Origin of the sequence: Rhodococcus sp. T9N (assembly GCF_024436645.1) — a bacterium.
GTDB lineage: Bacteria > Actinomycetota > Actinomycetes > Mycobacteriales > Mycobacteriaceae > Rhodococcus_F > Rhodococcus_F qingshengii.
On the sequence record NZ_JAMSKS010000003.1, the window covers coordinates 259,061 to 282,729 of the forward strand.

General features: G+C 62.5%; 24 protein-coding genes. 12 read left to right on the forward strand and 12 right to left on the reverse strand.

Annotated features, from left to right (window positions below; genetic code table 11):
- The gene (locus M1L53_RS07650; protein ID WP_054188824.1) at positions 1 to 801 is read right to left on the reverse strand and encodes a thymidylate synthase; all 801 of its coding nucleotides are present in this window, start codon (positions 799 to 801) and stop codon (positions 1 to 3) included.
- Between the two features lie 86 nt (positions 802 to 887).
- Here M1L53_RS07650 and cobF point away from each other — a divergent pair, with 86 nt between their 5' ends.
- From cobF to M1L53_RS07670, 4 genes are all read left to right on the forward strand, one after another.
- Positions 888 to 1,628, forward strand: coding sequence for a precorrin-6A synthase (deacetylating) (cobF, locus tag M1L53_RS07655; RefSeq protein WP_050655570.1), 741 nt, complete (start codon positions 888 to 890; stop codon positions 1,626 to 1,628).
- A 76-nt stretch (positions 1,629 to 1,704) separates the two neighbouring features.
- A complete protein-coding gene (locus M1L53_RS07660) occupies positions 1,705 to 2,871 on the forward strand; it encodes a GGDEF domain-containing protein (RefSeq protein WP_223304416.1) in 1,167 nt (388 codons plus the stop codon).
- Positions 2,872 to 2,914: 43 nt separating this feature from the next.
- Positions 2,915 to 4,090 (forward strand): diguanylate cyclase, encoded by a 1,176-nt coding sequence (locus M1L53_RS07665; protein WP_007727655.1) that lies wholly within the window; start codon positions 2,915 to 2,917, stop codon positions 4,088 to 4,090.
- Positions 4,091 to 4,130: 40 nt separating this feature from the next.
- Entirely contained in the window at positions 4,131 to 4,997 is an 867-nt protein-coding gene (locus M1L53_RS07670; protein WP_007727653.1) for an Fpg/Nei family DNA glycosylase, read from the forward strand.
- Here the strand turns inward: M1L53_RS07670 and M1L53_RS07675 are convergent.
- A complete protein-coding gene (locus M1L53_RS07675; RefSeq protein WP_007727651.1) occupies positions 4,990 to 5,865 on the reverse strand; it encodes a LysR family transcriptional regulator in 876 nt (291 codons plus the stop codon). The genes M1L53_RS07670 and M1L53_RS07675 overlap by 8 nt on opposite strands.
- 72 nt (positions 5,866 to 5,937) lie before the next feature.
- On the opposite strand from M1L53_RS07675, the gene M1L53_RS07680 reads away from it, so the two are divergent.
- A complete protein-coding gene (locus tag M1L53_RS07680; protein ID WP_042921334.1) occupies positions 5,938 to 7,170 on the forward strand; it encodes an MFS transporter in 1,233 nt (410 codons plus the stop codon).
- Between the two features lie 30 nt (positions 7,171 to 7,200).
- On the opposite strand, the gene M1L53_RS07685 is transcribed toward M1L53_RS07680, so the two are convergent.
- From M1L53_RS07685 to M1L53_RS07710, 6 genes are all read right to left on the reverse strand, one after another.
- Positions 7,201 to 7,980: a DUF427 domain-containing protein gene (locus M1L53_RS07685; protein WP_047272578.1), complete on the reverse strand. Its 780-nt coding sequence runs from the start codon at positions 7,978 to 7,980 to the stop codon at positions 7,201 to 7,203.
- 57 nt (positions 7,981 to 8,037) lie between these two features.
- Positions 8,038 to 8,514 (reverse strand): nitroreductase/quinone reductase family protein, encoded by a 477-nt coding sequence (locus tag M1L53_RS07690; RefSeq protein WP_003946395.1) that lies wholly within the window; start codon positions 8,512 to 8,514, stop codon positions 8,038 to 8,040.
- Between the two features lie 199 nt (positions 8,515 to 8,713).
- On the reverse strand, positions 8,714 to 10,507 hold the full coding sequence (locus tag M1L53_RS07695) for a DEAD/DEAH box helicase family protein (protein WP_050655573.1): 1,794 nt from the start codon (positions 10,505 to 10,507) through the stop codon (positions 8,714 to 8,716).
- Positions 10,507 to 11,367 carry an SDR family oxidoreductase gene (locus M1L53_RS07700; protein WP_054188823.1) on the reverse strand — a complete coding sequence of 287 codons (861 nt, stop codon included), beginning with the start codon at positions 11,365 to 11,367 and terminating at the stop codon, positions 10,507 to 10,509. The genes M1L53_RS07695 and M1L53_RS07700 overlap by 1 nt, the downstream gene beginning before the upstream one ends.
- Positions 11,368 to 11,426: 59 nt before the next feature.
- The gene (locus tag M1L53_RS07705; protein ID WP_007727643.1) at positions 11,427 to 12,329 is read right to left on the reverse strand and encodes a dihydrodipicolinate synthase family protein; all 903 of its coding nucleotides are present in this window, start codon (positions 12,327 to 12,329) and stop codon (positions 11,427 to 11,429) included.
- Positions 12,330 to 12,362: 33 nt separating this feature from the next.
- Positions 12,363 to 13,148 (reverse strand): aldolase, encoded by a 786-nt coding sequence (locus M1L53_RS07710; protein WP_030534888.1) that lies wholly within the window; start codon positions 13,146 to 13,148, stop codon positions 12,363 to 12,365.
- A 166-nt stretch (positions 13,149 to 13,314) separates the two neighbouring features.
- Between M1L53_RS07710 and M1L53_RS07715 the strand changes: the two genes are divergently transcribed.
- Positions 13,315 to 13,905 (forward strand): helix-turn-helix domain-containing protein, encoded by a 591-nt coding sequence (locus M1L53_RS07715; RefSeq protein ID WP_003946400.1) that lies wholly within the window; start codon positions 13,315 to 13,317, stop codon positions 13,903 to 13,905.
- Positions 13,902 to 14,327 (forward strand): hypothetical protein, encoded by a 426-nt coding sequence (locus M1L53_RS07720; protein WP_054188822.1) that lies wholly within the window; start codon positions 13,902 to 13,904, stop codon positions 14,325 to 14,327. Before M1L53_RS07715 ends, M1L53_RS07720 begins: the two co-directional genes overlap by 4 nt.
- Before the next feature lie 7 nt (positions 14,328 to 14,334).
- Here M1L53_RS07720 and M1L53_RS07725 read toward each other — a convergent pair whose 3' ends face one another.
- The 3 genes from M1L53_RS07725 to M1L53_RS07735 are packed head-to-tail and all read right to left on the reverse strand — an operon-like array spanning position 14,335 to position 18,772.
- Complete coding sequence (locus tag M1L53_RS07725) at positions 14,335 to 15,807, reverse strand: carboxylesterase/lipase family protein (protein WP_261949213.1); 1,473 nt, start codon at positions 15,805 to 15,807, stop codon at positions 14,335 to 14,337.
- The gene (locus M1L53_RS07730) at positions 15,804 to 17,333 is read right to left on the reverse strand and encodes a carboxylesterase/lipase family protein (protein ID WP_003946388.1); all 1,530 of its coding nucleotides are present in this window, start codon (positions 17,331 to 17,333) and stop codon (positions 15,804 to 15,806) included. Before M1L53_RS07730 ends, M1L53_RS07725 begins: the two co-directional genes overlap by 4 nt.
- Positions 17,334 to 17,362: 29 nt before the next feature.
- On the reverse strand, positions 17,363 to 18,772 hold the full coding sequence (locus tag M1L53_RS07735; protein ID WP_042449247.1) for an NAD(P)/FAD-dependent oxidoreductase: 1,410 nt from the start codon (positions 18,770 to 18,772) through the stop codon (positions 17,363 to 17,365).
- Between the two features lie 82 nt (positions 18,773 to 18,854).
- Between M1L53_RS07735 and M1L53_RS07740 the strand changes: the two genes are divergently transcribed.
- A complete protein-coding gene (locus tag M1L53_RS07740) occupies positions 18,855 to 19,607 on the forward strand; it encodes an SDR family oxidoreductase (protein WP_054188820.1) in 753 nt (250 codons plus the stop codon).
- On the forward strand, positions 19,607 to 20,929 hold the full coding sequence (locus M1L53_RS07745) for an NAD(P)/FAD-dependent oxidoreductase (RefSeq protein ID WP_003946361.1): 1,323 nt from the start codon (positions 19,607 to 19,609) through the stop codon (positions 20,927 to 20,929). Before M1L53_RS07740 ends, M1L53_RS07745 begins: the two co-directional genes overlap by 1 nt.
- A gap of 3 nt (positions 20,930 to 20,932) precedes the next feature.
- Here the strand turns inward: M1L53_RS07745 and M1L53_RS07750 are convergent, their stop codons facing one another.
- A complete protein-coding gene (locus tag M1L53_RS07750) occupies positions 20,933 to 21,436 on the reverse strand; it encodes a hypothetical protein (RefSeq protein WP_054188819.1) in 504 nt (167 codons plus the stop codon).
- Between the two features lie 125 nt (positions 21,437 to 21,561).
- Here M1L53_RS07750 and M1L53_RS07755 point away from each other — a divergent pair, with 125 nt between their 5' ends.
- The 3 genes from M1L53_RS07755 to M1L53_RS07765 are packed head-to-tail and all read left to right on the forward strand — an operon-like array spanning position 21,562 to position 23,663.
- On the forward strand, positions 21,562 to 22,032 hold the full coding sequence (locus M1L53_RS07755) for a MarR family winged helix-turn-helix transcriptional regulator (protein WP_261949214.1): 471 nt from the start codon (positions 21,562 to 21,564) through the stop codon (positions 22,030 to 22,032).
- Position 22,033: 1 nt separating this feature from the next.
- Positions 22,034 to 22,885: an ABC transporter ATP-binding protein gene (locus M1L53_RS07760; protein WP_042921332.1), complete on the forward strand. Its 852-nt coding sequence runs from the start codon at positions 22,034 to 22,036 to the stop codon at positions 22,883 to 22,885.
- Positions 22,845 to 23,663 carry an ABC transporter permease gene (locus M1L53_RS07765; RefSeq protein WP_007727621.1) on the forward strand — a complete coding sequence of 273 codons (819 nt, stop codon included), beginning with the start codon at positions 22,845 to 22,847 and terminating at the stop codon, positions 23,661 to 23,663. The genes M1L53_RS07760 and M1L53_RS07765 overlap by 41 nt, the downstream gene beginning before the upstream one ends.
- Positions 23,664 to 23,669: the final 6 nt, after the last annotated feature.

Here is a 23,669-nt window from a genome sequence, read left to right on the forward strand (position 1 = left end):
TCAGACCGCTACCGGTGCTTTGATCGCGGGGTGGTGCTGGTAGTCGACGATCTCCACGTCCTCGAAGGTGTAGTCGAAGATGGAGTCGCGCTTGTTCAGCTTCAGGGTCGGCAACGGCAGCGGTTCGCGGCCGAGCTGCTCGGTCACCTGGTCGACGTGATTGTCGTAGATGTGGCAGTCGCCGCCGGTCCAGACGAACTCGCCGACGTCGAGTCCGGCCTGCTGGGCCATCATGTGGGTGAGCAGCGCGTAGCTGGCGATGTTGAACGGAACGCCGAGGAACATGTCGGCGCTGCGCTGGTACAGCTGGCAGGAGAGCTTGCCGTCGGCGACGTAGAACTGGAAGAAGGCGTGGCACGGCGCCAGGGCCATCTGCGGAATGTCGGCGACGTTCCACGCCGAAACGATGATCCGCCGCGAATCGGGGTTGGAGCGCAGAGCCTCGACGGTCTGCGTGATCTGGTCGATGTGCTCGCCCGAAGGGGTGGGCCAGCTACGCCACTGGACGCCGTAGACGGGGCCGAGTTCACCGTTCTCGTCGGCCCACTCGTCCCAGATGGAGACGCCGTGCTCGTGCAGCCACGCCACGTTGGAGTCGCCGCGCAGGAACCACAGGAGTTCGTTGACTATCGACTTGAGGTGGACCTTCTTGGTGGTGACGAGCGGAAAGCCGTCGGCAAGATCGAAACGCATCTGGTGACCGAAGATGCTGCGGGTGCCGGTTCCGGTTCGATCGGATTTGGCGGTACCCGTCTCCATGACGAGCCGGAGGAGGTCTTCGTAAGCAGTGGAGACAGTCACGGGAATCAGTCTAGGGCCTGCCCTGCTGTGCGCCTTTATTAACCTCCGGCGGTTAATAAGGGCGCACGGCAATATAGCCTCGGCACATGCGCGAACTCTTGGTGATCGGTATCGGTGCTGGTGATCCCGACCAGGTGACGGTTCAGGCGATCAAGGCTATGAACAGGGCCGATACCTTCTTCATCATCGGAAAGGGTGACGAGAAGCAGGCCCTGGTCGACTTGCGCACCGGCATTCTCGACGAGCACGTTCACCTCGACTACAAGGTGGTCGAGATCACGGACCCGCCGCGGGACCGAACCCCGACCGACTACGAGGGCGTCGTCGAGGACTGGCACGAGCGTCGGGCCGCGAAATTCGAAGCGGAATTCGCGGCCGAACCTGGCGTCGGCGCGATTCTCGTCTGGGGTGACCCTTCCCTCTACGACAGCACTCTGCGGATCGTCGAGCGCGTGCTCGCTCGCGGGAGAGTTTCGTTCGACTACTCCGTCATCCCGGGAATCACCAGCGTGCAGTCGCTGGCTGCACAACACCGAATCGTCCTCAACCGAATCGGCGAACCCATCCACATCACGACCGGCCGCAAACTGGCCGAGGGATTGCCCGACGGCGTGGACAATGCCATCGTGATGCTCGACGCGCATTGCACCTTCACTCAGGTAAGCGAAAACGACGCCGAGATCTGGTGGGGCGCGTACCTCGGGACCCCGGACGAGGAGTTGATTTCCGGCAAACTGCGTGACGTCGAAGATCGGATCGTCGCTCGCCGGGCGGAGTTGCGTGAGAAGCACGGTTGGATCATGGATACGTACCTCGTTCGGCGCTGACAACCGACCCTGAATTTGCCGCCTCGATCCTGCACTCTTGATCCCGAACGACGGTCTGCGCACCTATGATCTGCGCATGACATCGTTCGGGCAGGACCGACTGCAGTCGATTCTGCCCGCGCCGCGTGGCCGTGAAAAATCAGCTGTGAAGTCGGCTTTCGACCTTCTGGTTCAGTGGTATCGGCGTCCTGATCAATTCGACAGTTTCAATCGATACCTCGCCACGAAGGGCCTGGAGCTAGCTGTCCGATTGCTGGTCATCGGCTCGCTGACGACGGTCATCATTGCGATGACTCTGCTGCGCTTCAGCGACGCGGGCGTGCACAACCACGTCACCAGCGTCGTCAACGCCGTTATCATCGCCGTCACGATTGCGGTGATCGTGCTCTTCTGCCTTCTGCCCGAAATCACGCGTCGGTGGTCGTACTTCTTTGTCGCCTACTGCGAGGTCGGCGTATTCGTCGGTGTGTTCTTGAACAACGACCCTTTCATCGGGTTGATCCAGTGTGTGCTCTTCGTACTGATCGGTGGTTACATCGCGTACTTTCACAACGCGAGACTCCAGGCGGTTCACATCGCGCTGTCCATCGTGGTTCTGGCAGTGGTCGGCCGAAAGGTTGCGGTCTACGCGGATCCTGCGTTGGCCACCGCACTGTGTCTGATCATCGCCACCGGGATCGTGGTCATCCCGTTCGCCTGCCAGTTCGTCCTCTCACTTCTCGGCTCCGACGCGGACAGTTCGGACGTGGATCCGTTGACAGGGCTTCTGAATCGGCGCGGGCTGCAGCGAGCTGTTGTCGAAATGGGGGCGACGGGGCATGCGTCGAGCAAGTCGTCGTATGTCGTCGCGATTGTCGATGTCGATTCGTTCAAGAGCGTCAACGACTCACAGGGGCACGAAGAAGGCGATCTCGTACTTCGCCAGATTGCTGATCGACTGCGGTGGTGCGGCGGCGAGAAGGCGCTCTTCGCCAGATTCGGTGGGGACGAGTTCGTGTTGGTAGACACGATAGACGTCGGCGCAGCGCCTGCGTTCGAAGACAATCTGCGAAGGCACTTGCGAATCGACGATCGTGATCCGGTAGTGACCACCAGCGTCGGAGTCGCGATCACCTCTGCCGAATGGTCGTCGATTATTTCCGACGAGGAGTTGACGGAACTGTTTCGAGTAGCCGATGCCTCGATGTACCGCGCGAAGGCCGCCGGCGGCGATCAGGTTGTGATGTGGGACGGCAAACAGTGAAAATTGTCTGATTGCGGGGAGTTGACTGGATTACCCTGACCCTATGGAATCTGCCGAGAGTGTTGAGCGTTCGGACGCCGTGGCGTCTCGACGACCGCTCTCGGGTCCCGCGTTCCGGCTGATCTCTTCTCAACTTGTCGATTGGTATCGGCGTCCGGACCAATTCGACACCTTCAATCGCTATCTCGCGGACAAAGGGTTGACCGTCGCCTCGCGGTTTCTCGTCGTCTGCTCGTTGGTGCTGGTCACCGTGATCATGTTCCTCACTCGCTTCAGTCCACAGGGACCGACCACTTCGCACGCGCGCACCGCGAACGCAGTCATCATGGTCATAACCGTGATGATGGCCGTCGCCCTCTCGACGAGGCGCAATCTCTCCCGTTCCTGGTCTTACGCCTTTGTGCTCTACTCGGAAGTGGGAATAGCGGCCGCAATGCTGCTGTACTCCAATCCACTTGCAGCACTGGCACACGCCGTGATGTTCTCGGTGATCGGCGGATACATCGCGTTCTTCCACAATGCTCGAATACAGAGCCTTCACATGTTGTGGGTACTCGTCGTGGTCATCGGCATCGTGACACGTACGGCGGTGGTCGAAAACGATGTGGATGCTCCGGTTCTGGTCGCGTTGGTAGTACTGGTCGGCGCGGCAATCTACGTGATTCCCTTTGCCTGTCAGTTCATTTTCTCCATCCTCGGCACCGACGCGTTGAACTCGCAATTGGACCCACTGACCGGACTGCTCAACAGGAGGGGACTGGCCGACGAAGTGCGACTGTTGCTGGAGCGGTCGTACACGCACTCGGCGCTCTTGGTAGTCGCCGCCGTCGACATCAATCGATTCAAGGCCATCAACGACGAGTACGGACATACCGTCGGTGACGCCGTGATCGAAAAAGTCGGATCGAGACTGGTCGAATGCGCCGGCCCGGCGGCCTTGATCGCACGGATAGGCGGCGACGAGTTCGTCATCGTCGATTCGGTCGATCAACGCTCGTTCCATCGACTCGAACATGAGCTACTCCGTTCGACGATCACCTCGCCCGATCATCCCGAGGTGGCGATGAGCGTCGGAATCGCGAAGATCGCAGGGCCTTTCGAATCAGCGGATGATGCGCTGGTCACCTACCCGACTCTGCTGCGGCGAGCGGATCGGGCGATGTACTCCGCGAAGGCACGCGGTGGGCATTCGGTGGTGCTGCAGACGGAAACGGACTGAGCGCGCTGTGAGTGTCCGTGGTCGGCGTTAGTCTGTTGCCATGCCTGAACTACCCGAGGTGGAAGCGCTGGCAGGGTTCCTTCGTCAGCACGCGGTCGGCGCAGTGGTGGGACGCGTCGACATCGCTGCATTGAGTGTGCTCAAGACCTTCGATCCGCCGATCACTGCTCTGCAGGGGCGTGACGTCACGGGTGCCGCCCGCTTCGGGAAGCATCTGGCTCTGGATTGCGACGGGTTGTGGTTGGTCACGCATCTCTCCCGTGCCGGCTGGATGCGCTGGCTGGACAATCCATCGGCGACGCCGCCGAAGCCGGGGAAGGGGCCGTTGGCGCTGCGCGTTCATTTCTTCACACCCGAAGGGTTGACGCCGGCATTCGATCTCACCGAAGCCGGCACCAAGAAACGCCTCGCCGTCTGGGTCGTGAACGATCCGCAGGAGGTTCCGGGCATCGCCCGGTTGGGGCCGGACGCGATGGCCGTGACCGAAGCCGAGTTCGCACAGATTCTGGGCGGAACGTCGGCGCGGATCAAGAACTCGATAGTCGAGCAGTCGTTGATCGCCGGTATCGGGAACGCCTACTCGGACGAGATCCTCCACACCGCGAAACTCTCGCCTTTCGCGACCTCGTCGCGGCTGACGCCGGATCAGATTTCGACGTTGTATGCCGTGATGCGATCTACGCTGGCCGACGCGATCGAGCGTTCGGAAGGTCAGGACGCGGCCCGGCTCAAGGGTGAGAAACGCTCGGGGATGCGAGTGCATGCTCGTACCGGACTTCCGTGCCCGGTGTGCGGTGACGTCGTACGCGAAGTGTCGTTCGCGGAGCGTTCTTTTCAATACTGCGCGACGTGCCAGACCGGCGGTAAGCCGTTGGCGGACAGGCGAATGTCGAAACTGCTCAAGTAGCGAACTGCGCTGCGAGTAGTTCGACGAACTCGCGGGCGAGCGCCGACGAATGGGTGGGTTCGGTGATTGCGTGGACGATCCGATGCGGCGCATCGGTGATCGGAATACAGACCAATTCGGGGTGCAGGGCGCTCATGGACTGGGGGAGCAAACCTACGCCCAGGCCGTTGGCGGTCAGTGAACAGATCAGGTCTACCGAGTTGGCTTCAAGTGTTTTTCCCCGAGGGACCTGTGATTCGGCGAAGGCTTGGTCGGTTTGGACACGGGCCTCGCTGCCGGAGGCGAAGTCCACGAGAGTGTGATCGCGTAGGTCTTCGAGCCTGATCGACGAAGCCTGGGCAAAGGGATGGTCGGGAGCAACGAACGCTGCGGTGGGTTCACTCCACAGCGGTGCGGCGGCAAAGCTCTTGGGTAGGCGACCTGCGGCCAATCCGACAATGCCGACGTCGATTGCACCGGACCGGACTCCTTCGATAACTACTTCACTGCCGTACGGTCGCGCGGTGATGTTGATTGCAGGGTGGCGCCGTGTCAGATCTGCCAGCGCGCGTCCGACGTCGACGCGCCCCGCCGAGGTGATGGTGCCGACCGTCAACCGCACTTGCTCGTTGCTCCGTGCGGAGACATCACTGACGAGTCTCGACACGGCGCCGAGTACCTCGCGGGAGCGGGCGACAAAAACCTCGCCTGCAGCAGTCAGGCCGACGTTTCGGCTGTTCCGGTTGAACAATTCGACTCCCAGTTCCTTTTCGAGGTCTCTGATCTGGGCACTCAAGGCGGACTGGGAAACGTGCAACCGCGACGCTGCTCGGCTGAAGTGTCTGTCTTCCGCGACTGCCAGGGCGTAGCGGATGTGACGTAGTTCCATTGCACCAATCTATCGTTTCTGGAGATAGATCATGCATATCTATCTATTGGACGCGCGTCGGTGTAGGCGGTCATGCTTGACGACATGATTTCAAGCGACGCGCGTCCGAGGCTCGGACTACCGATAGTGCTGCTGATGGCTGCGGCGACGGGCCTGTGCGCGGGCGGTAACTATTTCAACCAGCCACTCCTCGATTCCATCGCAGATCACCTGAATGTGTCGGCCTCCGCAGCGGCCGCGACGGTGACCATCGCGCAGGTCGCGTATGCACTCGGATTGATACTTCTGGTTCCGGTGGGCGACATGGTGGACCGACGCAAGCTGACGGTAGGGCTCATGCTGCTGGCGGCGACCGGTCAAGCGGTCAGCGGATTTGCGCCCAACTTTGCCACGCTGGCAGTGGGAATCGCTGTCGCTGGAGTCTTTTCGGTCGCCGCCCAGGTGCTCATTCCGTTTGCCGCCTCGCTGGCCGAACCTGAGAGGTCCGGTCAGGTGGTCGGCACGATCATGAGCGGACTGCTGATCGGAATCCTGCTGGCGCGCAGCGTTGCCGGCGTCCTCTCCGGACTGGGAGGTTGGTCGACGGTATACAAGGTTGCGGCGGTGCTGATGGTGGTGATGGCCGTGGCATTGTGGCGATCTCTGCCTTCCGATTCCGCAGATCGCCCGAAGGCAAGCTACCGCGCAACGCTCGCTTCGGTAGGGAAGTTGGCTGCGACCTTGCCGCGCCTGAGAACCCGATCGGCCATGGGCGGACTGGCTTTTGCTGCTGTCAGCACCGTCTTCACGACGATGGCCTTTCTTCTGTCCGGCGAATTCGGCTACAGCGACACTCAAATCGGCTTGGTCGGACTACTCGGTGTGGCGGGAGCTTTGATGGCGACGGTGGCGGGCAGACTGGCCGATCGGGGATTGGGTCAGCTGGCGACCGGCGGCGCCATCGCGATTCTCTTGGTGTCGTGGCTTCCCTTTGTCGCCGGTGCCACCCACGTGGTGTGGTTTCTCGTTGCCATCGTCCTTGCCGACCTCGCGCTGCAGGGAGTGCACGTCAGCAACCAGAACGTGATCTACGCCCTTGTCCCCGAAGCACGTTCGCGTGTGAATTCCGTGTACATGACCACCTACTTCGTCGGTGCTGCCGTGGGCTCGGCGGTGGGGTCAGTGGTGTGGAAGTCGTACGGCTGGAACGGAGTATGCATCGCCGGGTTGGTCTTCTCCGTTGCAACGGCGATGGTGTGGGTGCATGATCGCCGACTGGAGACGGCTGAACTGCGAATCCCGGAATCCCCTGTTGCAGTGGGGTAGGCACCCACACCTTCTCGGCTCCAGCACCTTTCAGATTTCGGCACCGTCCACCAGGATCTTGCCGACGCGTTCGGGATAGAACGACACGTGGTCGTCGATCCCGGACGCTTCGGCGGTAGTGAACGGATAGAACCACGCCAGATCCTCGATCGGAGCGAGTTCGGTTGTGCCGGTGAACGACAGATACGACGCAGTGCCCTTGTAGGGGCAGGCCGTGGTGGTCGGGGACGGCGCAAAGTACTCGCTGCGAACGTCGATTCTCGGAATGTAGTACCGCGTGGGCAGTCCGGTTTCGAAGAGCAGTCTGGGTCGTCTCGTCTCGGCGACCAGTACGTCGCCGACAAAGACCTGGACGTGGCGGGACGAGGGGAGTGCGTCGATACGTACGTATGGATCGCGGGCGTGGACAAAGACCTGTTGATCCTCCTCGTACCAGGCGTCCATGCGATCCCAATAGAATGCGACGTACTCACTCAGATCCAGGGAACCGTCGAACTGTTCAGGGTAGGTCCAGACGGCGTCCTCGGCCCGGCGATCCCCGATCTCGATCGTCCAGTAGGTGGCGTCACCTTTCCATGGGCAATGGGTGGTCGTCGACGTCGGGACGAGGAATTCGGTACGAACGTCCGCGAGGGGGATGTAGTACATCGGCAGGCGGCCGCGTTCGAAAAGGTATACCGAACGAGTGGTGTCTGCGACGGCGTGACCAGCGAAGAAGGCTCGAATTCGGCGGGGGTTCGGCTCCAGTGCGATCCGCCCGTTGGAAGCTGTGATCTGTGTGTCTTCTGCGTGAGTCAGTGCTGTGGACATTCGCGAATGCTCCTGAGATCGGCAGGGTGGTCCTTCCCATCCTGCGCCCGGCAGCAGTTATTTGACAGGTTGGAGTCGAAATACGCGGATCTGGCGCCCGAATGCTCGATCGGCGTAGGTTTCGTACGGCGGCCACGTGGTGGTCGCGAGCTCCCACAGCTTCTTACGCGTGGCGCCCTCCGCCAGACTCGCACCGACCGGTATTTCGACGCCCTTCACTGTCACGATTGCGGTGGGGTTTGCCATCAAATTGAGTGTCCATGCTGGATGCGTATCCTGCCCCCAGTTGGAACCGACGACGACAAACGCATCGCCGTCAGGTGCGTACAGGAGTGGCGTGGTGCGAGAACGGCCGGTCTTACGGCCCGTCGTGGTGAGCAGTAGCTGAGTCACGGTGTTCTCTCCGACCAGCGAGAGCTTGCCTCCCGACACTCTCTGCACTGCTCGATCGAGCGGAACCAGATCCTTGCCGAGATCCGAGAACCATTGTGTATGGCCGACATTGCGCATCAATGACCGGTAGATATTGCGCATCGGACCCCTCGCATTCTCGGCACTGTTTCGAGGCTGGTGCACCTCGACTCGAAAGAGTCTGCCACGTCTGGTCACAGATACCTGAGTCCCAAGGTCCCGAAAGGAATGAAGCGGTCAGCCGAATTCGGTTTTGGTGGAGTAGAATTGGGGCATACCGCCGAAACCGTTCGTTTGTGCGCGTTGGACGGTCGTTGGAAGATCAACCCTCCGAGGTCAAGACATCAGGCTCTAGCCACTCGACGCCGAGCAGTTCGGACAGCGACCGCAGACCGGATCGATCACCACCTTTCAGACCTGTGACCGAATTGAGATTGCGCAACATGACCGTGGCGACGTCCTCTTCCTTGGTGCCCACGCCGAAGGGTATGACCCACGGGCACGTCTGGTAGTCGCGATGCGACCGACCGAACGTCTGTTCTGCCGCGATCCCTGAGTATCGCGGTTGATGAAAGATTCCCGTCCGTGGCAACGGGGACGCGTGAGTGCCGTCCGGGAGTGCTTCGTTGGCATGGAGCGAGATCGAGGTCGTGACATTGAAGACGATGACCGGTGCGTCCCCGCGTTGAAACCGCAGACGTTGACCCTCCTTGTCCGGCACCGCACCGAACAGTTTTGCCACCGAGATCCCGGCGTCTTCGATCATCTCGACCAGTGGATCACCTGCCGTGGAGACGAATTCGACGGCCACCAACACCTGCTTGCCTGCCTTGACCTGCGCCTGCGCCCACTGGGCCGTCGACTCGGCGCGGATCATGCCCGCTTTCTGTCGGTAGCGCAGAACCAGCGCACGGCCGCGCGCGATGTTGCGACTCTTGCGGGCCAATCCCATTTCGTAGGCGTACTCGGCCCACTCCGTCTCGTACTCGGCGCGCTGGGCATGGGTGAGGTCGATCGGCATACCGTCGAGCGGAACAGGTCCCCACGGAGTCGGTCGATGAATCATCAAGGGCGGTTTGCTGTTCGACATCCACCCACGCACGGTCTCGAGCGCTCGAGATTGCAGCGTAGGTGATTCCTTCGCCTCTGCGCTCCACGTCCACTTCCCGTAGGACTTGTCCAGCGGAAGGCCGGACTCGACCAGCCTGGCGCCCAGGTCGGACCAGTACTCCGAAGGTTCTGAATGCAGCTGCGCGAAAAGCGGTGCCAGGTAACGCTGGTCGGCCGGCGTGTGTCCCGGTGTTGCCGTCACGGACAGGACGAACGGCGCTTGCTCGTGAGCATTCGAAAAGCGCGCGACCTTCTCGAATGCCGCCGTGCGCTGTGTGTCGTTGCTGTACAGCTGGGCCTCGTCGGCAATCACCACACCGAACGTGTACTTGGGGCGGCCGTTTCGCGCGATCAGCTTCTTCAATTGGTCAGGCGACATGATCAACCAGCGGAATCCACCGTCGCCCACCGAGGCGATGGAATAGCGCCAATGCGGAATGGTGATCTGTGCGGGTCGATCGACGAGGACGAGGATGTTGGTTTCGCCGCGCTCCTCGGCAATCGTCTTGGCAGACATCACTGCGATCAGCGTCTTACCCAGGCCTGCATTGTCTGCCAACAGAAATCCGCGTTTGCCGGCGCGAGCGGCATCGACGACGGCTGCAGCCCCCGAAACCTGCTCGGGCCGAGGAATTTTGGGTGCAGCAACGGGACGTTCACCGGTGCTGTCATTGATGTCGTCCTCTACCCACTGCTGATAAGAGAAGGGGAGTGCCTTGAATGGAGCGAGTTCTACGGGCAACTCCGTACCGACCCACGCGTAGCTCTTCCATTTCTTGACGAACTGCGCACCAGGCGCCGGCGTCCGAAAGGGAACGTCGAGGAGCCAGACTCTCTCACCAGGGCCGGCAGTCGGCACATCCGGCATCGTCGCGCGTGAGCTCTTCTTTGCGACAGTCTTCTTCGGGGCGGTCTTTCTGGTCGTGTTCCTCTTGGGTGCAGCCTTCTTCGGTGCAGCCTTCTTTGCGGCAGCCTTGCGTGCCGTGGTTGCTTTGCGTGGTGGCATCAGGCGGTTTCTGCTGTGAGGAATTCACGCAGCGTGAGCGCAGGCCGGCCGACAAGGTCCTCCACGGTGCCCGTGATCAGCGCCAATTCACCCTGCGCGATTGCGGTGTACGTCGACACCCATGCGTCGAGTTCCCAAGCGGGTGCGTTGTACGACGCCCGCGATTCGTAAGCTTCCTCGAGCGTTTCCTCGACGTACGTGGTTCGCTTGCCGGTGACTTCGGTGATGATGCTCGCGGCCTCGGAGAGCGTCAGTGCCTCCCGTCCGGTCAGGTTGTACGTCTGTCCGACATGAGAATCCAGATCCTGCAGAACCGACACAGCGACGGCAGCAATGTCGGAGCGCGCTACCGCGCCGACGAGACCGTCCCCTGCGGGTCCGCGGATCACACCGTCTTCACCGGCGAGAGCGGGTAGGAAATCGAGGTAGAAGCTGTCGCGCAGGAAGGTGAATGCGAGCCCGGAAGCGCGGATATGTTCTTCGGTGACCCAGTGATCGCGAGCGAGCGTGAACGTCGCGTCCGGAGCAGCGCCGAGGAAAGACGTGTACACGATGTGCCTGACCCCGGCCTCCGCTGCGGCGTCGATGAAGGTGCGGTGCTGATCCAGACGATCTGCGCTTTCGGCCGCCGAGACCATGAAGAGGGTGTCGATTCCGGCCAGAGCCGCGAGAGCGCGCTTCTGATCCCCGTACGTGGTCTCGGCCGAATCGGCACCGGGGAGCTGCGGTAATCGGTTGACCGACCGTGCGATCAGCCGCTGTGGGACACCGGCGTCGGCCAACGACCGGGCCACCAGTCCGCCGATATGACCGGTCGCGCCGGTGACGGCGATCCTCGCAGACCGTGAATCTACGGACATGGTGCCCCTCCTTCGGTCGGTGTGCATCCCATCTTGCCGGAACCCACTCCCACGTCAGGTCACGACGCGACGATTACACCGCGAGCCACCGACAGAGCGTCGGACAAAGCTGTCCTGGTGTTGTCGTCGAGGGACAGCAGGGGCCGGCGGGGAAGGCCGGCGTCGATGCCGAGAGATTCCAACCCGGCTTTGACCGTCGACGGCAGTCCGCGACTGACGAGGACCTTCAGTAGCGGCTCGATCTGTTCGAACACAGCGGCGGCACCCGACCGATCACCGGATTCGAGTAGACGCCAGAAGTGCACCACCTGTTCGGGGGCCAGACACGGGGCTGCCGTGCACCATCCGCTTGCACCGGCAGAGAAAGATTGCAGTGCAAGAGGATTGCTGCCGTTGAAGAAGGGGATCGTGCCACCGCTCAGTTCGTTGATGCGGTTCATCCGGGTGATGTCGCCGGTGGATTCCTTGATCATCGTGACGCCGTCGACGGTGGAGACGAGATCGACGAGAAATTCCGGCGACATGTCGATCCCGGTGGTGGCCGGATTGTTGTAGATCATCGTGGGAATGTCGACGGAATCGGCCACCGCGGTGACGTGTTCACGAATCTCCTGCTCACCCAGATGCCAGTACGACGTGGGGAGGATCATCATTGCGTCGGCTCCGGCGTCTGCCGCGATCGATGCTCGGCGGAGTGCTCCCGCCGTCGTCAGATCCGACACTCCGACGACGGTGGGGACTCGGCGGTCGACGTAGTCGACAGTCTCCCGAGCGACCGTCTCCCACTCTGCATCGTCGAGATAGGCGCTCTCGCCGGTACTGCCGAGTGGGGCTATCGCGTCGACACCACTGCTGATCATGCTGTCGAGGAGCGTGTGTAGCGGCTTGGGGTCGAATGCTCCGGTGTCCCGGTCGAACGGGGTGATGGGATAGGCGACGATTCCCTTGATGGTGCTGCTCATGAGGCTCTCAGTTCTGTTGGTGGGAAACAAAAGTCAGTTGGTCAGTGTGTCGGGATGATTGCGGAGAGCGCGACGGGCGTAGTAAGCGAAGTTCGCCTCGCTGCGCCGAGGAGTCAGTGTCCAATCGTGTGCCTCCTTCGCCAGGCGAGGCGGTAGCGGCTTGATGTCTCCGGCAGCCATCGCCAGCAACTGCAGTCTGGCCGCTCGCTCGATCAGATGCCCGAGAGAGCATGCCTCTTCGACCGTGTTGCCGACGACGAGTTGGCCGTGGTGGGCGAGCAGAATTGCCCGCTTGTCGCCGAGTGCAGCCGAAATGATCTCGCCCTCCTCGTTTCCCACGGGAACCCCGGGCCAGTCGGCGAGAAATGCGCAGTCGTCGTAGAGCGGCGCGATGTCCATTTGGGAGACGACGAGGGGAATCTCGAGCATCGACAGCGCCGTCGCATGTAGTGGGTGTGTGTGGACGATGCAGTTGACGTCGGGTCGTGCGCGGTAGATCCAACTGTGGAACCTGTTGGCGGGGTTCGGCATGCCCTCCCCGTCGAGGACTTCGAGATCCTCGTTGACGAGCAGGAGGTTGTCCTCGGTGATCTCGTCGAACCCGAGGCCGAGTCGCTGTGTGACAAACGTTCCTGGCTGCCCACCGCGGGCGGAGATCTGTCCGGCAAGGCCGGAGTCGTGGCCGGCGTCCGACAGTGCCCGGCAGGTCAGTGCGATCTTCTGTCGAAGAGTCCAACTACCTGTCGTTACTTCGGTGAGCATCTTCGTCTCGGCGGTGGCCATGAGTTCCTGCTTGCTCGCATGCATCGTGTCGGTCATGGGGTGTGCCTTTCTCGGGACCCGGAAATCAATGACATTCAGTCACCTATAAGACACAAAGTGTCATATAGGACGGAAATGCGCAACCCTCGATTCCTGCATCGCTGATCGCCGCAGGTCAATGTATTGGTAGGGTGATGACACAAAGTCTCGTGAGGGGAACCGAATGGCAGCGTTTTTGCGAACACATCGGCGTCGCGCCGGTCTGACGCTCGAGGGCCTGGCCGAGCAGACCGGTCTGACGAAGAGCTATCTCTCCAAGGTCGAGCGGGGTATCAGTACCCCGTCGATCGCGGTGGCACTCAAGATTGCGCGTGTGCTCGACGCCGATGTGGGGCAACTGTTCTCGGACAGTATGGAGGGAAATGCCATGACGATCGTGCGCGCGAAGGACCGCGTGATCGACCCGGCCAACTCCGTGCAGTCTTCCGTCTACGATCCGATCGCGCCCTCACTGGTCGGAAAGGCCATGCAGCCGTTCGTGGTTCATCCGGCCTCGGTGATGGGTCCCAAGTTCATGGACCACACGGGAGAGGAGTTCGTGTTCGTGCACTCCGGATCCGTAGAATTCGAAATCCCCGGGCAGACGATGCACCTCGACGCCGGCGACAGCTTGTACTTCGACGCGAATACGCCGCACCGGATGCGGTCGGTGTCGGCGGATCGTGCGGTGGTGCTGGTTGTCGTCTACGACAAGCCTTCGGCTGGATCACCCAGCGGTGACTCGCTGGAAACGCACTGCGGGGTGGGCAGATGACGCTGGGGATCGACACGACACTGACGCTTCTCGCGGCCGGTCTGATCTTCCTTCTCTCCCTGTGCCTGGGAATCTGGAAATACCGACAGATGGCCACTTCGGACAATCACCTCGCCCATCCGTATGTCGACATCGCACACCGCGCTGCCCTGATGTACTCGTTTGCGACGCTGCTGATCGCGGTGTTCGTCGAAATCAGTGCGTGGCCGACGTGGATCAACCTGACCAGTGCCGCAGTGGTCGTGTTCTTCTTTCTCGCAGCGATATTCAGCTACATCGCTCACGGTGCGATGAAGGACACCGACAATCAGTTCGAGTCCGCCGGTCCGCCCCTGCACCTCGGGATGTTTCTGCTGATTCTCGGCGAGGTGGGCGGATTTGCCGTCCTACTCGCAGGTTTCGTGAAAGGCCAGTTCTTCTGATCGGGCTTCAGCGCCTGTGCTCGTAGCCGATCCAAGCCCGTCGACGCTCACCCATCGGGTCGTTCTCCACTCGGGACGTCTCGTCGAAGATCATTGTTTGCCGCTCCGGTACGGAGTAGGCGGGCCAATCCCGGTCCGGCACTCCGTGGCGGGCGAAATGGATCCAGTGGCGCTGCATGGTGGAGGTCACCGCAGTCAGTCCGCGGCGCCCACCGACCGCTGTCAAGGCCGCGGTGAGTGCATCCGAATGCCCGAAGACCGCAAGCAATTCGGTGGCGTGGGTAGCGCCCATGCCGATGAGTCTGAGCAGGCGAGGCGCAAAATCGTAGCGGTAACTGTAGGTAGGAGCTACCTGGCAATGACCCTGTGCGCAGAGTATCGCGGGCTCCCAGAACGTGATGTCGCCGCCGAGATCTGCGGCAGCAAACCGGTGCGGATACGTGGGATACGCCGCGAGCGCACGTGCTTTCACTTCAGGGGTGGTGTGGGAGAACATCTTCTCGATCCGAACCGGGTCGGTAGGCAAGATGTCGAGAACGCGCGGGAAGATTCTTCCCTCGTGGAGATTCGAACCGACGAGCAGCGGAACGGGGTGGGCGCGTCCGGCGGCGAACACGTCGAGCGGGTGTTCGGGAAGGACGTCGTCACCCACCACGGGGGCAAATGCCCGCGTTCCGGGTTCTTCGTCCGCGCCGCGGCGCGCAAGTTCTTCGCCGGCATCGACCAGGTCCTTCACCGAAGCGGAGCGCAGCCACGATGCCGGATCGGCATCCGGAGCCTGTGCGATCTCGAGGAACTCGCGTGCCCAACGGTGCGCTCGCTCTTTTCCGTATGCCGAAGCAGCCGGCGGACTTTGAGCGATGGCCCGGGCGAACAGCCCTCGTGCCGCCGGCGTTGCCATCAGAGTGGTGACCGCGTTGGCGTCGGACGATTCACCGAAGACGGTGACGGCGTTCGGGTCGCCACCGAAAGCGGCGATGTTGCGTTGGACCCACGTCAGCGCGGCGATCTGATCGCGCAATCCGAGGTTCGTCTCGAATGATTGTTCCGCAGTGGAATATTCACTGAAATCGAGGTAGCCCAACGCGCCGAGACGATATTGGATCGAGACGTAGACGATGTCGCCACGTTCGACCAGGCTCGTTCCGCGGTACATGGGCGTCGACGGATTCCCGCCGTTGTACGCGCCGCCGTGAATGAAGACCATGACCGGTCGCAACGAATCCGACGGTACCTGCGGGGCCACGACATTGACGAAGAGTGAGTTCTCGTCGAAGTTGCTCTTGCGCTGCGGAGACGGAGAGCCGAATGCTTCCGCCGGGCGGACACCATGCCAAGCCTCGACCGGCTGCGGTGCGCGAAATCTCCAAGGACCGGTCGGGGCCGTTGCGTAGGGGATTGCTCGCCAGGTGCGCAGTCCTCGATCGAGGCGCCCGCGTACGACCCCGGAATCGAGAGTGATCTCGAGGGGGCTCGTCACGGTAGGGAGATGTCGGTGCCGTGGCTACGGTAACCGCTGTATCCCGCCCAGGCCAAGCGTTGTTCACGTCTGGGATCGTTCTCGACGCGGACGATCTCGTCGAAGATCATGGTCCGACGCTCCTGCCCCTCGTAGCGCGGCCACGATCCGCGCGGCGAGCCGTGCTCGGCGAAGTGAAGCCAGTGTCCCTGAACAGATTCGGTGACTGCGCGCAGTCCGCGTCGACCGCCGGGAAGGGTGAGGCCGCGCCCGACAAGGGTGTCACCGATGCCGAAGACTGCAAACATCTCGAATCCGTGTGTGGCGTCGAGGCCGAGCCAGCGCATCATCGTCGGCGCGAAGTCGAATCGGTAGGCGTATGTCGGCGCTGATTGTGCGTGCGCTTGCATCAACTCCACGGACGGGTGCCAGAACGTGACGTCTCCGCCGACGTCGATCGCGGACTGCTCGTCCGGGTAGCCGGGATAGGTTGCGAGGATGCGCTTCCCGGCCTCGGGATCGGTGAGGGCAAACATGGTGTCGATGCGCGACGGGTTGGTCGGAAGTGCGTCGAGCACCTTCGGGAACAGCGTCCCCTCCCGTCTGTTGGTGCCGATGATCATCGGCACCTGGTGTGCCGATCCTTCTTTGAATGCGTCCAAGGGGGAGCGCGGCAGGAAGTCGCCGTCGACGACCGGTCCGAAGGGATGTAGTCCAGGTGTGTTCGCGAGTACCTCGGCGCCCAGTCTGCTTCCGGCTCTGCCCAATTCGACGGCTGTCGCCGAGGTCAGGGCCTTCGCGGGTGGTAGGCCGGAATTGAGGATCTCGACGAAACGCGCGCCCCAGGCATGCGATCGCTGCGTGCTCGAGACCAGATCCGGAGCCGAACTCTCGGCGATAGCGCCGGCAAAGAGTCCCTTGGCGGCCGGAGTCGCCATCAGGGTGGTGACGGCGGTGGCTCCGGCGGATTCACCGAAAATCGTGACTTTTTCAGGATCCCCACCGAAGGCGGCGATGTTGCGTTGCACCCACTGCAGGGCCGCGACCTGATCGCGCAGTCCGAGGTTGGAGTCGAATACGCGCTCGGATGTGGAGAACGGGGTGAAATCGAGGTAGCCCAGAGCGCCGAGTCGGTAGTTGATCGAGACGTAGACGACGTCGCCGCGTTCGACGAGGGACACGCCCGAGTACAAGCCGGTGGCCGAGGTCCCGATGGTGTTTGCCCCACCGTGGATGAAAACCATGACGGGACGCGGAGTATTGCCGGTGTTCGCGGGGGCGAGCACGTTGAGCGTCAGGCAGTCCTCGCTGCTCGGCTGGTACTTCCCGGGCGCGAGCAACAGCCCCTTCTTGTGTTGGACAGACGCGTCGCCGAACCTGGTCGCGTCGCGTTCTCCGGTCCACGGCGTGACCGGCTGGGGTCGCGTCAGACGCAGTGTTCCGACCGGCGGCCGGGCGTAGGGAATTCCGCGCCAGGCACGAAGTTTTCCCACCCGGCGGCCGCGCAGGGTGCCGTCGGCCGTGGTCACAAGTATGTCGGACGCCATGTCGCGACTATACGTACTTCGGGAGCGCGTCAGCGGCGAGCCTCCAGCAATCGAAGCCAGACTTCACTGACCGTCGGATACGAGGGCACCGCATGCCAGAGAGTTTCCAGTGGTACGGCGCCGACGACCGCGATTGTCGCCGCATGCACCAGCTCGGATACTTCGGGCCCGGCGAAGGTAGCGCCGAGGATCACGTCGGTGGCCTTGTCGATCACCAACTTCGCGCGCCCCGAGTAGTCGTCGCGCAGCAGCGAAGATCCCGCGACGGCGAGTTCGATCTCCACGACTTCGACGTCGTAGCCGTCGTCGCGAGCTTTCTTCTCGGTGCGTCCCACCCAGGCGATTTCGGGTGAGGTGAACACCACCTGGGGGACCTGTCCGTTGTCCGCCGACGCCGTGTACCGAGGTCCCCTGAGTCCGCGGCTCTCGGCCCGCGCGGCGATGACGTCTCCGCAGACTCTCGCCTGATACTTGCCCATGTGGGTGAGGGGAGAACGACCGTTGATGTCGCCGACGGCGTAGAGCCACTCACCTTGGGCACAGAGGTGATCGTCAGTGGTGACGTACTTGCCGTCCTCGAGGCCGATGACGGACAAGCCGAGATCGGCAGATGTCGGCCCGCGGCCCGCCGCGACGATGACCTCGTCGACTTCGATCACGCCGGACGATGTCTCGATGCTGACGGGTCCACCGTGGATGTGACCTTCGCCGGTGTCCTTGGCATCGGGGCGTGAGACCGAGTTGACGGCAGTGCTCAGTCGAACGTCCACACCGCGGGCGCCGAGTGCTTCGGCCACCATCGTTCCGGCAAACGGTTCTGCTGATTTCAACAGAGCATCGCCCCTCACGAGCAACGTCACGTGAGCGCCGAACGACGACAACCACGTTGCGCACTCAGTTGCGACCACTCCGCCGCCGATGACCGCCACTCGCGACGGAACCTCGTGCAGGTTGGTGGCGTCGCGCGAGGTCCACGGGAGTGCCTCGCGCAATCCCGGTGTCTTCGGGACGGTGGCGGTCGTTCCCGTGGCGAGTACGACGGCCTGGCGGGCACGGAGCTTACGGGTCCCGTCGACGGTCACTGCTCGCTCGCCGTCGATGACCCCGTGGCCTTTGATCACGGTGATGCCCGCGGAGGTTGCCCAGTCGACCTGGGACGAATCGTCGTGGTTGTGGGTGAACGAGTCGCGCCGTTTCAGAATGGCATCGACGTCCAGCGGTCCGGCCGGGATCCCGGGCAAGGCGTCGGCCGCCTCGAGGACCTGCCCCGGGCGCAGTAGTGCCTTGCTGGGCATACAGGCCCAATACGAGCATTCACCACCGACCAGTTCGTGTTCCACGATTGCGGCGGTGCGATTACTTCCGGCGATGGCGTATGCGGCGGCGTTCTCGCCGGCGGGCCCACCGCCGATCACGATGACATCGAATTCGTCGGTCATTGCTCCACGGTATGCCGGATCGGTCCGAGTTCGCTCGGTTACTGCCGGGTACGAGAGCTCGATGGTGGCTACAGTTGCACCCATGACGCGGCAGAAGATTTTGATCACCGGTGCCAGTTCGGGTCTGGGGGAGGAGATGGCCAGGAGATTCGCCGCGGCCGGTCGCGACCTCGCGCTGTGTGCCCGGCGGACGGATCGTCTCGACACGCTGCGAGGGGAGTTGGTGGCGCAGTACCCGTCGATCAGCGTCGCAGTGCGCGAACTCGATGTGACCGAACACGATTCCGTCGTCCGGGTTTTCGGTGAGCTGCGCGACGAGTTGGGTGGCCTGGACCGGGTGATCGTGAACGCCGGGCTCGGCAAGGGCGCCAAGATCGGAACCGGAAAAGCGCACGCGAATCTTGCAACAGCGCAGACGAATTTTGTCGGCGCGCTGTCGCAGTGTGAAGCTGCGCTCGAGATCTTCCGCGCGCAGGACGCCGGACACCTGGTTCTCGTGTCCTCGATAAGCGCGGATCGGGGGCTACCCGGGCCAAAAGCGGCCTATTCGGCAAGCAAGGCCGGGGTAGCGGCTGTGGGTGAGGCGCTCAGTATCGAGTTGGCGCGCACACCTATTCGGGTCACCACCCTGCTGCCGGGCTTCATCAAGACCGACATGTCCGCCGGCGCCGGCGACGACGCAGCGCTCATGGCCAGTCTGGACGAAGGCGTCAGTGCCATGGTCGACGCCATCGAGAAGGAAACCACACGAGCGGCGCTACCAGGCCTGAAGTGGCAAGGGATAGATGCGGCCCTACGATTCCTGCCCAACTCCGTGACAGCGAGGTTTGTCTGATGAGCATCCACATCTCGAACGGTAAGCCCCGCGTAGTGATCGTCGGTGGCGGCTTCGGTGGACTGTACGCAGCGAGACGGCTCAAGAAGGCCGACGTCGAGGTGGTTCTGATCGACCGAGGGACCAGCCACGTCTTCCAGCCCCTGCTATACCAGTGCGCCACGGGTCTGCTCTCCGAAGGGCAGATCGCAAGTCCGCTGCGACATCTGCTCGAGGACAACAAGAACACGAACGTCGTTCTGGGCGAGGCCAAGTCGGTGGACGCCGACGCCGGGATACTGACTGCCAGTCGCTTCGACGGGTCGACCTTCGAATTGCCGTACGACTACCTGATCGTGGCGGCTGGAATGCGCCAGTCGTACCACGGCCAGGACGAGTTCATCAAATGGGCGCCTGGCATGAAAACCCTCGACGACGCTTTGGCGATCAGGCGCAGTCTCATTGCTGCGTTCGAGATGGCCGAATCGCTCCCGACGGCGGAAGAACGTCGGCCGTGGCTGACCTTCGCCGTGGCGGGCGGTGGACCCACGGGAGTCGAATTAGCCGGGCAGATCCGCGAATTGGCAATGCACGCGCTGACCAACGAGTTCCGGTCCATAGACCCGGACGAGGCAAGGGTGCTGCTCTTCCACGGCGACGATCGGGTGCTCCCTTCGTTCAGTCGCAAGCTCTCGGCCGCCGCCAAACGTACTCTCGACGGGATCGGCGTCGAGACGCACCTCGGAGTACACGTTACCGACGTGTGCGAGACCAGCATCGAGACGACGGACAAGAAGACAAAAGAGAAGCGGCAGTACGAGACCCGCACGATTTTGTGGACCGCGGGCGTCGAAGCGGTGCCGTTCGCCGAGGCACTGGCCACGGCGCTGGGTGTGAAGCAGGTCGGCGGTGGCCGCATCGAGGTGGAAGCCGATCTGACCGTTCCCGGCCACCCGAACGTCTACGTGGTGGGCGACCTCATGTCGCGGGACAAACTTGCCGGGGTGGCCGAGGTCGCGATGCAGGGTGGTCGGCACGCCGGTGCCCGGATCGCTGCAACCGTGGAAAACGGAGTGCCCAGCCGAAAACCGTTCAAGTACCGCGATCTTGGAACCGCGGCCTACATTTCGCGACGCCACGCGTTGCTTCAGGCAGGGCCGGTCCAGTTGTCCGGGTTCATCGGATGGGTGTCATGGGGAATCATCCACATCGCGTTCCTCGCGGGGTTCCGCAATCGCGCCAGCACGGTGCTGAACTGGGGCGCAACCCTGGCGTCGAAGACGCGTCGGGAACGGGCAATCACGTACGGCGACCCCGAAACCGCTCGGCAGCCGTACAACTGAGGGTTACTCGGTCTTGAACACGGGGTTTCCGGCGGCGTCGATCATCCACCACAGGCTGCCGACGCTCTGTCCGAGCATGTCGCCGGGAACCTTGTCGTCGAGGTACCGATAGACGGGCTTGCCGTTGACGGTGATCTGGAAGGATCCTTCCGGCCCGTCGATGGTACCGATGACAGCGTCGATTCCTTCGACGATCGGCGAATCCGTGACCGAGGTGACCGCCGGCCAGTAACGCAGGCACGCTTCGTCGCACGACCCGGCTTGTGAGTTCTCCTCGTCCGGGTTGTAGACGTAGACGGTCATGCCTTCGCCGTCGACGGCGATCGTCCCGAGTGGGGAGTCGGCGGTCTTCAGCAGGGGTGCATCAGCGGCGGCGGGTGGCGACAGCGACGTCGAAATGGCAGTGACGTTGTCTGCGCTGTCCCCGGAATCGAGGGCGTCGGGCGAGCAACCGGTGAGGATCAGGGCGGTACTCGCAACTGTCGCGAACAACCACTGTCTGCGCATGACGTCTCCGTTCTGGGCGGGAGTGCTCGGGACAAGCAATCGGGGATACCCGTTGCGGACGAGCTGAAAACGCCGGGCGTCCGGATTCCTCGACAATAGCTCTGTTACAGAGCTATTGTGAGGTTGTGGATGGAAGCGGAGCAAATCTTGCGGATGACGTCCTGGAGACGCTCGGACAATTGCGCCGGGGCACGAGGAAGGCGTCGGGGCGGCCGTTTGCGGAACGACCGCTCGCCGGCGCCCAGATCGAACTCGTCAGGCTGCTACGACGCAACCCGGGTCTGTCGGTGGCCGAGGCTGCCGGGCGATTGGGTGTCGCGGCAAACACGGTGTCCACCTTGGTGCGGCAGCTCGTCGACGAGGGAGTGATCGAACGCGTTGCCGACGAGGCCGACCGCCGCGTCGCGCGATTGGTGCTCGCGGACGAGGCGCGCGCCCGCGTCGAGGTGTGGCGTGATCGCCGGAGTGTGATTGTCGGTCAGGCATTGTCGACTCTGACCGCAGAGGACAGGGCAAGTATCGAGGCTGCTCTACCGGCCCTGTCTCGATTGGCGAGCGCTCTGGTAGCAGCCGGATCGGAAGGCGGGGGGCAGTGAGATGCTGACACAGTGGTGGAAGAGCCGAGCGGCAGGTTCACCCGACCCCGGCGCACACGCGGTCGAGATCGACTCGGTTACATACAAGTTCGGCGACCACCGCGCGGTGGACAACCTGAGTCTGGTCATCAATGCGGGGGAGTGTTTCGGCCTGCTCGGTCCCAACGGCGCAGGAAAGACTACGACGATCAGGTTGCTCAACACGTTACTTCCTCTGCAAGACGGTGACATTCGGATTCTCGGTCGCTCAGTTCGTACCGAGGCGATGACCATTCGGCGCTACCTCGGGTACGTGCCACAACAGCTCTCGATCGAAAGCGCATTGACCGCACGCGAGAACGTGACCTGGTTCGCGCGACTGTACGACGTTCCGCGGTCCGAACGACGCGAGCGCGTCGACCAGGCGCTCGAGATGGTGGACCTACTCGATTCAGGTGATCGTCTGGCGTCGGGTTTCTCCGGCGGTATGGTGCGACGTCTCGAACTTGCGCAGGCGCTGGTGAACCGACCGTCGTTGCTGGTGCTCGACGAACCGACGGTGGGGCTGGATCCCATTGCCCGCGAATCCGTCTGGCAGCGAGTGGCGGAGATGCAGAAGCAGTACGGCATGACTGTGCTGCTCACGACGCACTACATGGAAGAAGCGGAGGAGTTGTGTGATCGTGTTGCGTTGATGCATCACGGTGAACTTCGTGCGGTGGGCGAGCCGAGCGCGTTGGCCGCCGAACTGGGGCCGGAGGTCACTCTCGAAGACGTGTTCCGTCACTACACCGGCGACGATCTCACCGGCGACAAGTCAGGAGGTCTCCACGATGTCCGCAGTGCCCGTCGCACAGCGCGCCGCTTGGGCTGATCCCACTACCAACAGTCTTGCTCGATTGCTCTCGAGAATTTACACATTCTGCCTCGTGGAAGTTCAGAAGTTGCGGCACGACCGATCTGAATTGGTCACGCGCGCAATCCAGCCGATCCTCTGGTTGGTGATCTTCGGTCAGACGTTCAGTCATATCCGAGCGATCCCGACTGGCGACGTACCGTATCTCGACTTTCTCGCGCCGGGCATCATTGCGCAGTCCGCGCTTTTTGTTGCGATCTTCTACGGAATCCAGATCATCTGGGAGCGTGACGCGGGAGTCCTCACCAAACTCATGGTGACGCCGACGCCACGAGCCGCGCTGGTCACCGGAAAGGCATTTGCGGCCGGTATCCGTGCGGTCGCCCAGGCCGTGGTCGTAGTCGTTGTAGCGGCGCTGCTGGGCGTGAGCATGACGTGGAACCCGATCAAGCTGCTCGGCGTCGTGGCTGTCGTTGTCCTCGGCTCGGCGTTCTTCGCCTGTCTGTCGGTTGCGATCGCGGGGATCGTGCTCAAACGAGATCGATTGATGGGCATCGGCCAGGCGATCACCATGCCGTTGTTCTTCGCGTCCAACGCTCTGTACCCGGTCGAACTCATGCCGACGTGGGTTCAGTGGCTCAGTCGCATCAATCCGCTGAGTTACGAGGTGTCAGCGCTGCGCGGTCTGCTGATCGGAATGCCGACCGACTACCTCGTCGACTTCGGCGTGCTGATCGGGGCCGCGCTGCTCGGAATCATCACAGCTTCGGCACTATTGGGCCGCTTGACTCGCTGATCTGAC

Coding starts and splice junctions, on each gene's coding strand:
- cobF (WP_050655570.1), top strand. CDS start 888: ATGCGCGAACTCTTGGTGATCGGTATCGGTGCTGGTGATCCCGACCAG.
- M1L53_RS07660 (WP_223304416.1), top strand. CDS start 1,705: ATGACATCGTTCGGGCAGGACCGACTGCAGTCGATTCTGCCCGCGCCG.
- M1L53_RS07665 (WP_007727655.1), top strand. CDS start 2,915: ATGGAATCTGCCGAGAGTGTTGAGCGTTCGGACGCCGTGGCGTCTCGA.
- M1L53_RS07670 (WP_007727653.1), top strand. CDS start 4,131: ATGCCTGAACTACCCGAGGTGGAAGCGCTGGCAGGGTTCCTTCGTCAG.
- M1L53_RS07675 (WP_007727651.1), bottom strand. CDS start 5,865: ATGGAACTACGTCACATCCGCTACGCCCTGGCAGTCGCGGAAGACAGA.
- M1L53_RS07680 (WP_042921334.1), top strand. CDS start 5,938: ATGCTTGACGACATGATTTCAAGCGACGCGCGTCCGAGGCTCGGACTA.
- M1L53_RS07685 (WP_047272578.1), bottom strand. CDS start 7,980: ATGTCCACAGCACTGACTCACGCAGAAGACACACAGATCACAGCTTCC.
- M1L53_RS07690 (WP_003946395.1), bottom strand. CDS start 8,514: ATGCGCAATATCTACCGGTCATTGATGCGCAATGTCGGCCATACACAA.
- M1L53_RS07695 (WP_050655573.1), bottom strand. CDS start 10,507: ATGCCACCACGCAAAGCAACCACGGCACGCAAGGCTGCCGCAAAGAAG.
- M1L53_RS07700 (WP_054188823.1), bottom strand. CDS start 11,367: ATGTCCGTAGATTCACGGTCTGCGAGGATCGCCGTCACCGGCGCGACC.
- M1L53_RS07705 (WP_007727643.1), bottom strand. CDS start 12,329: ATGAGCAGCACCATCAAGGGAATCGTCGCCTATCCCATCACCCCGTTC.
- M1L53_RS07710 (WP_030534888.1), bottom strand. CDS start 13,148: ATGACCGACACGATGCATGCGAGCAAGCAGGAACTCATGGCCACCGCC.
- M1L53_RS07715 (WP_003946400.1), top strand. CDS start 13,315: ATGGCAGCGTTTTTGCGAACACATCGGCGTCGCGCCGGTCTGACGCTC.
- M1L53_RS07720 (WP_054188822.1), top strand. CDS start 13,902: ATGACGCTGGGGATCGACACGACACTGACGCTTCTCGCGGCCGGTCTG.
- M1L53_RS07730 (WP_003946388.1), bottom strand. CDS start 17,333: ATGGCGTCCGACATACTTGTGACCACGGCCGACGGCACCCTGCGCGGC.
- M1L53_RS07735 (WP_042449247.1), bottom strand. CDS start 18,772: ATGACCGACGAATTCGATGTCATCGTGATCGGCGGTGGGCCCGCCGGC.
- M1L53_RS07740 (WP_054188820.1), top strand. CDS start 18,855: ATGACGCGGCAGAAGATTTTGATCACCGGTGCCAGTTCGGGTCTGGGG.
- M1L53_RS07745 (WP_003946361.1), top strand. CDS start 19,607: ATGAGCATCCACATCTCGAACGGTAAGCCCCGCGTAGTGATCGTCGGT.
- M1L53_RS07750 (WP_054188819.1), bottom strand. CDS start 21,436: ATGCGCAGACAGTGGTTGTTCGCGACAGTTGCGAGTACCGCCCTGATC.
- M1L53_RS07760 (WP_042921332.1), top strand. CDS start 22,034: ATGCTGACACAGTGGTGGAAGAGCCGAGCGGCAGGTTCACCCGACCCC.
- M1L53_RS07765 (WP_007727621.1), top strand. CDS start 22,845: ATGTCCGCAGTGCCCGTCGCACAGCGCGCCGCTTGGGCTGATCCCACT.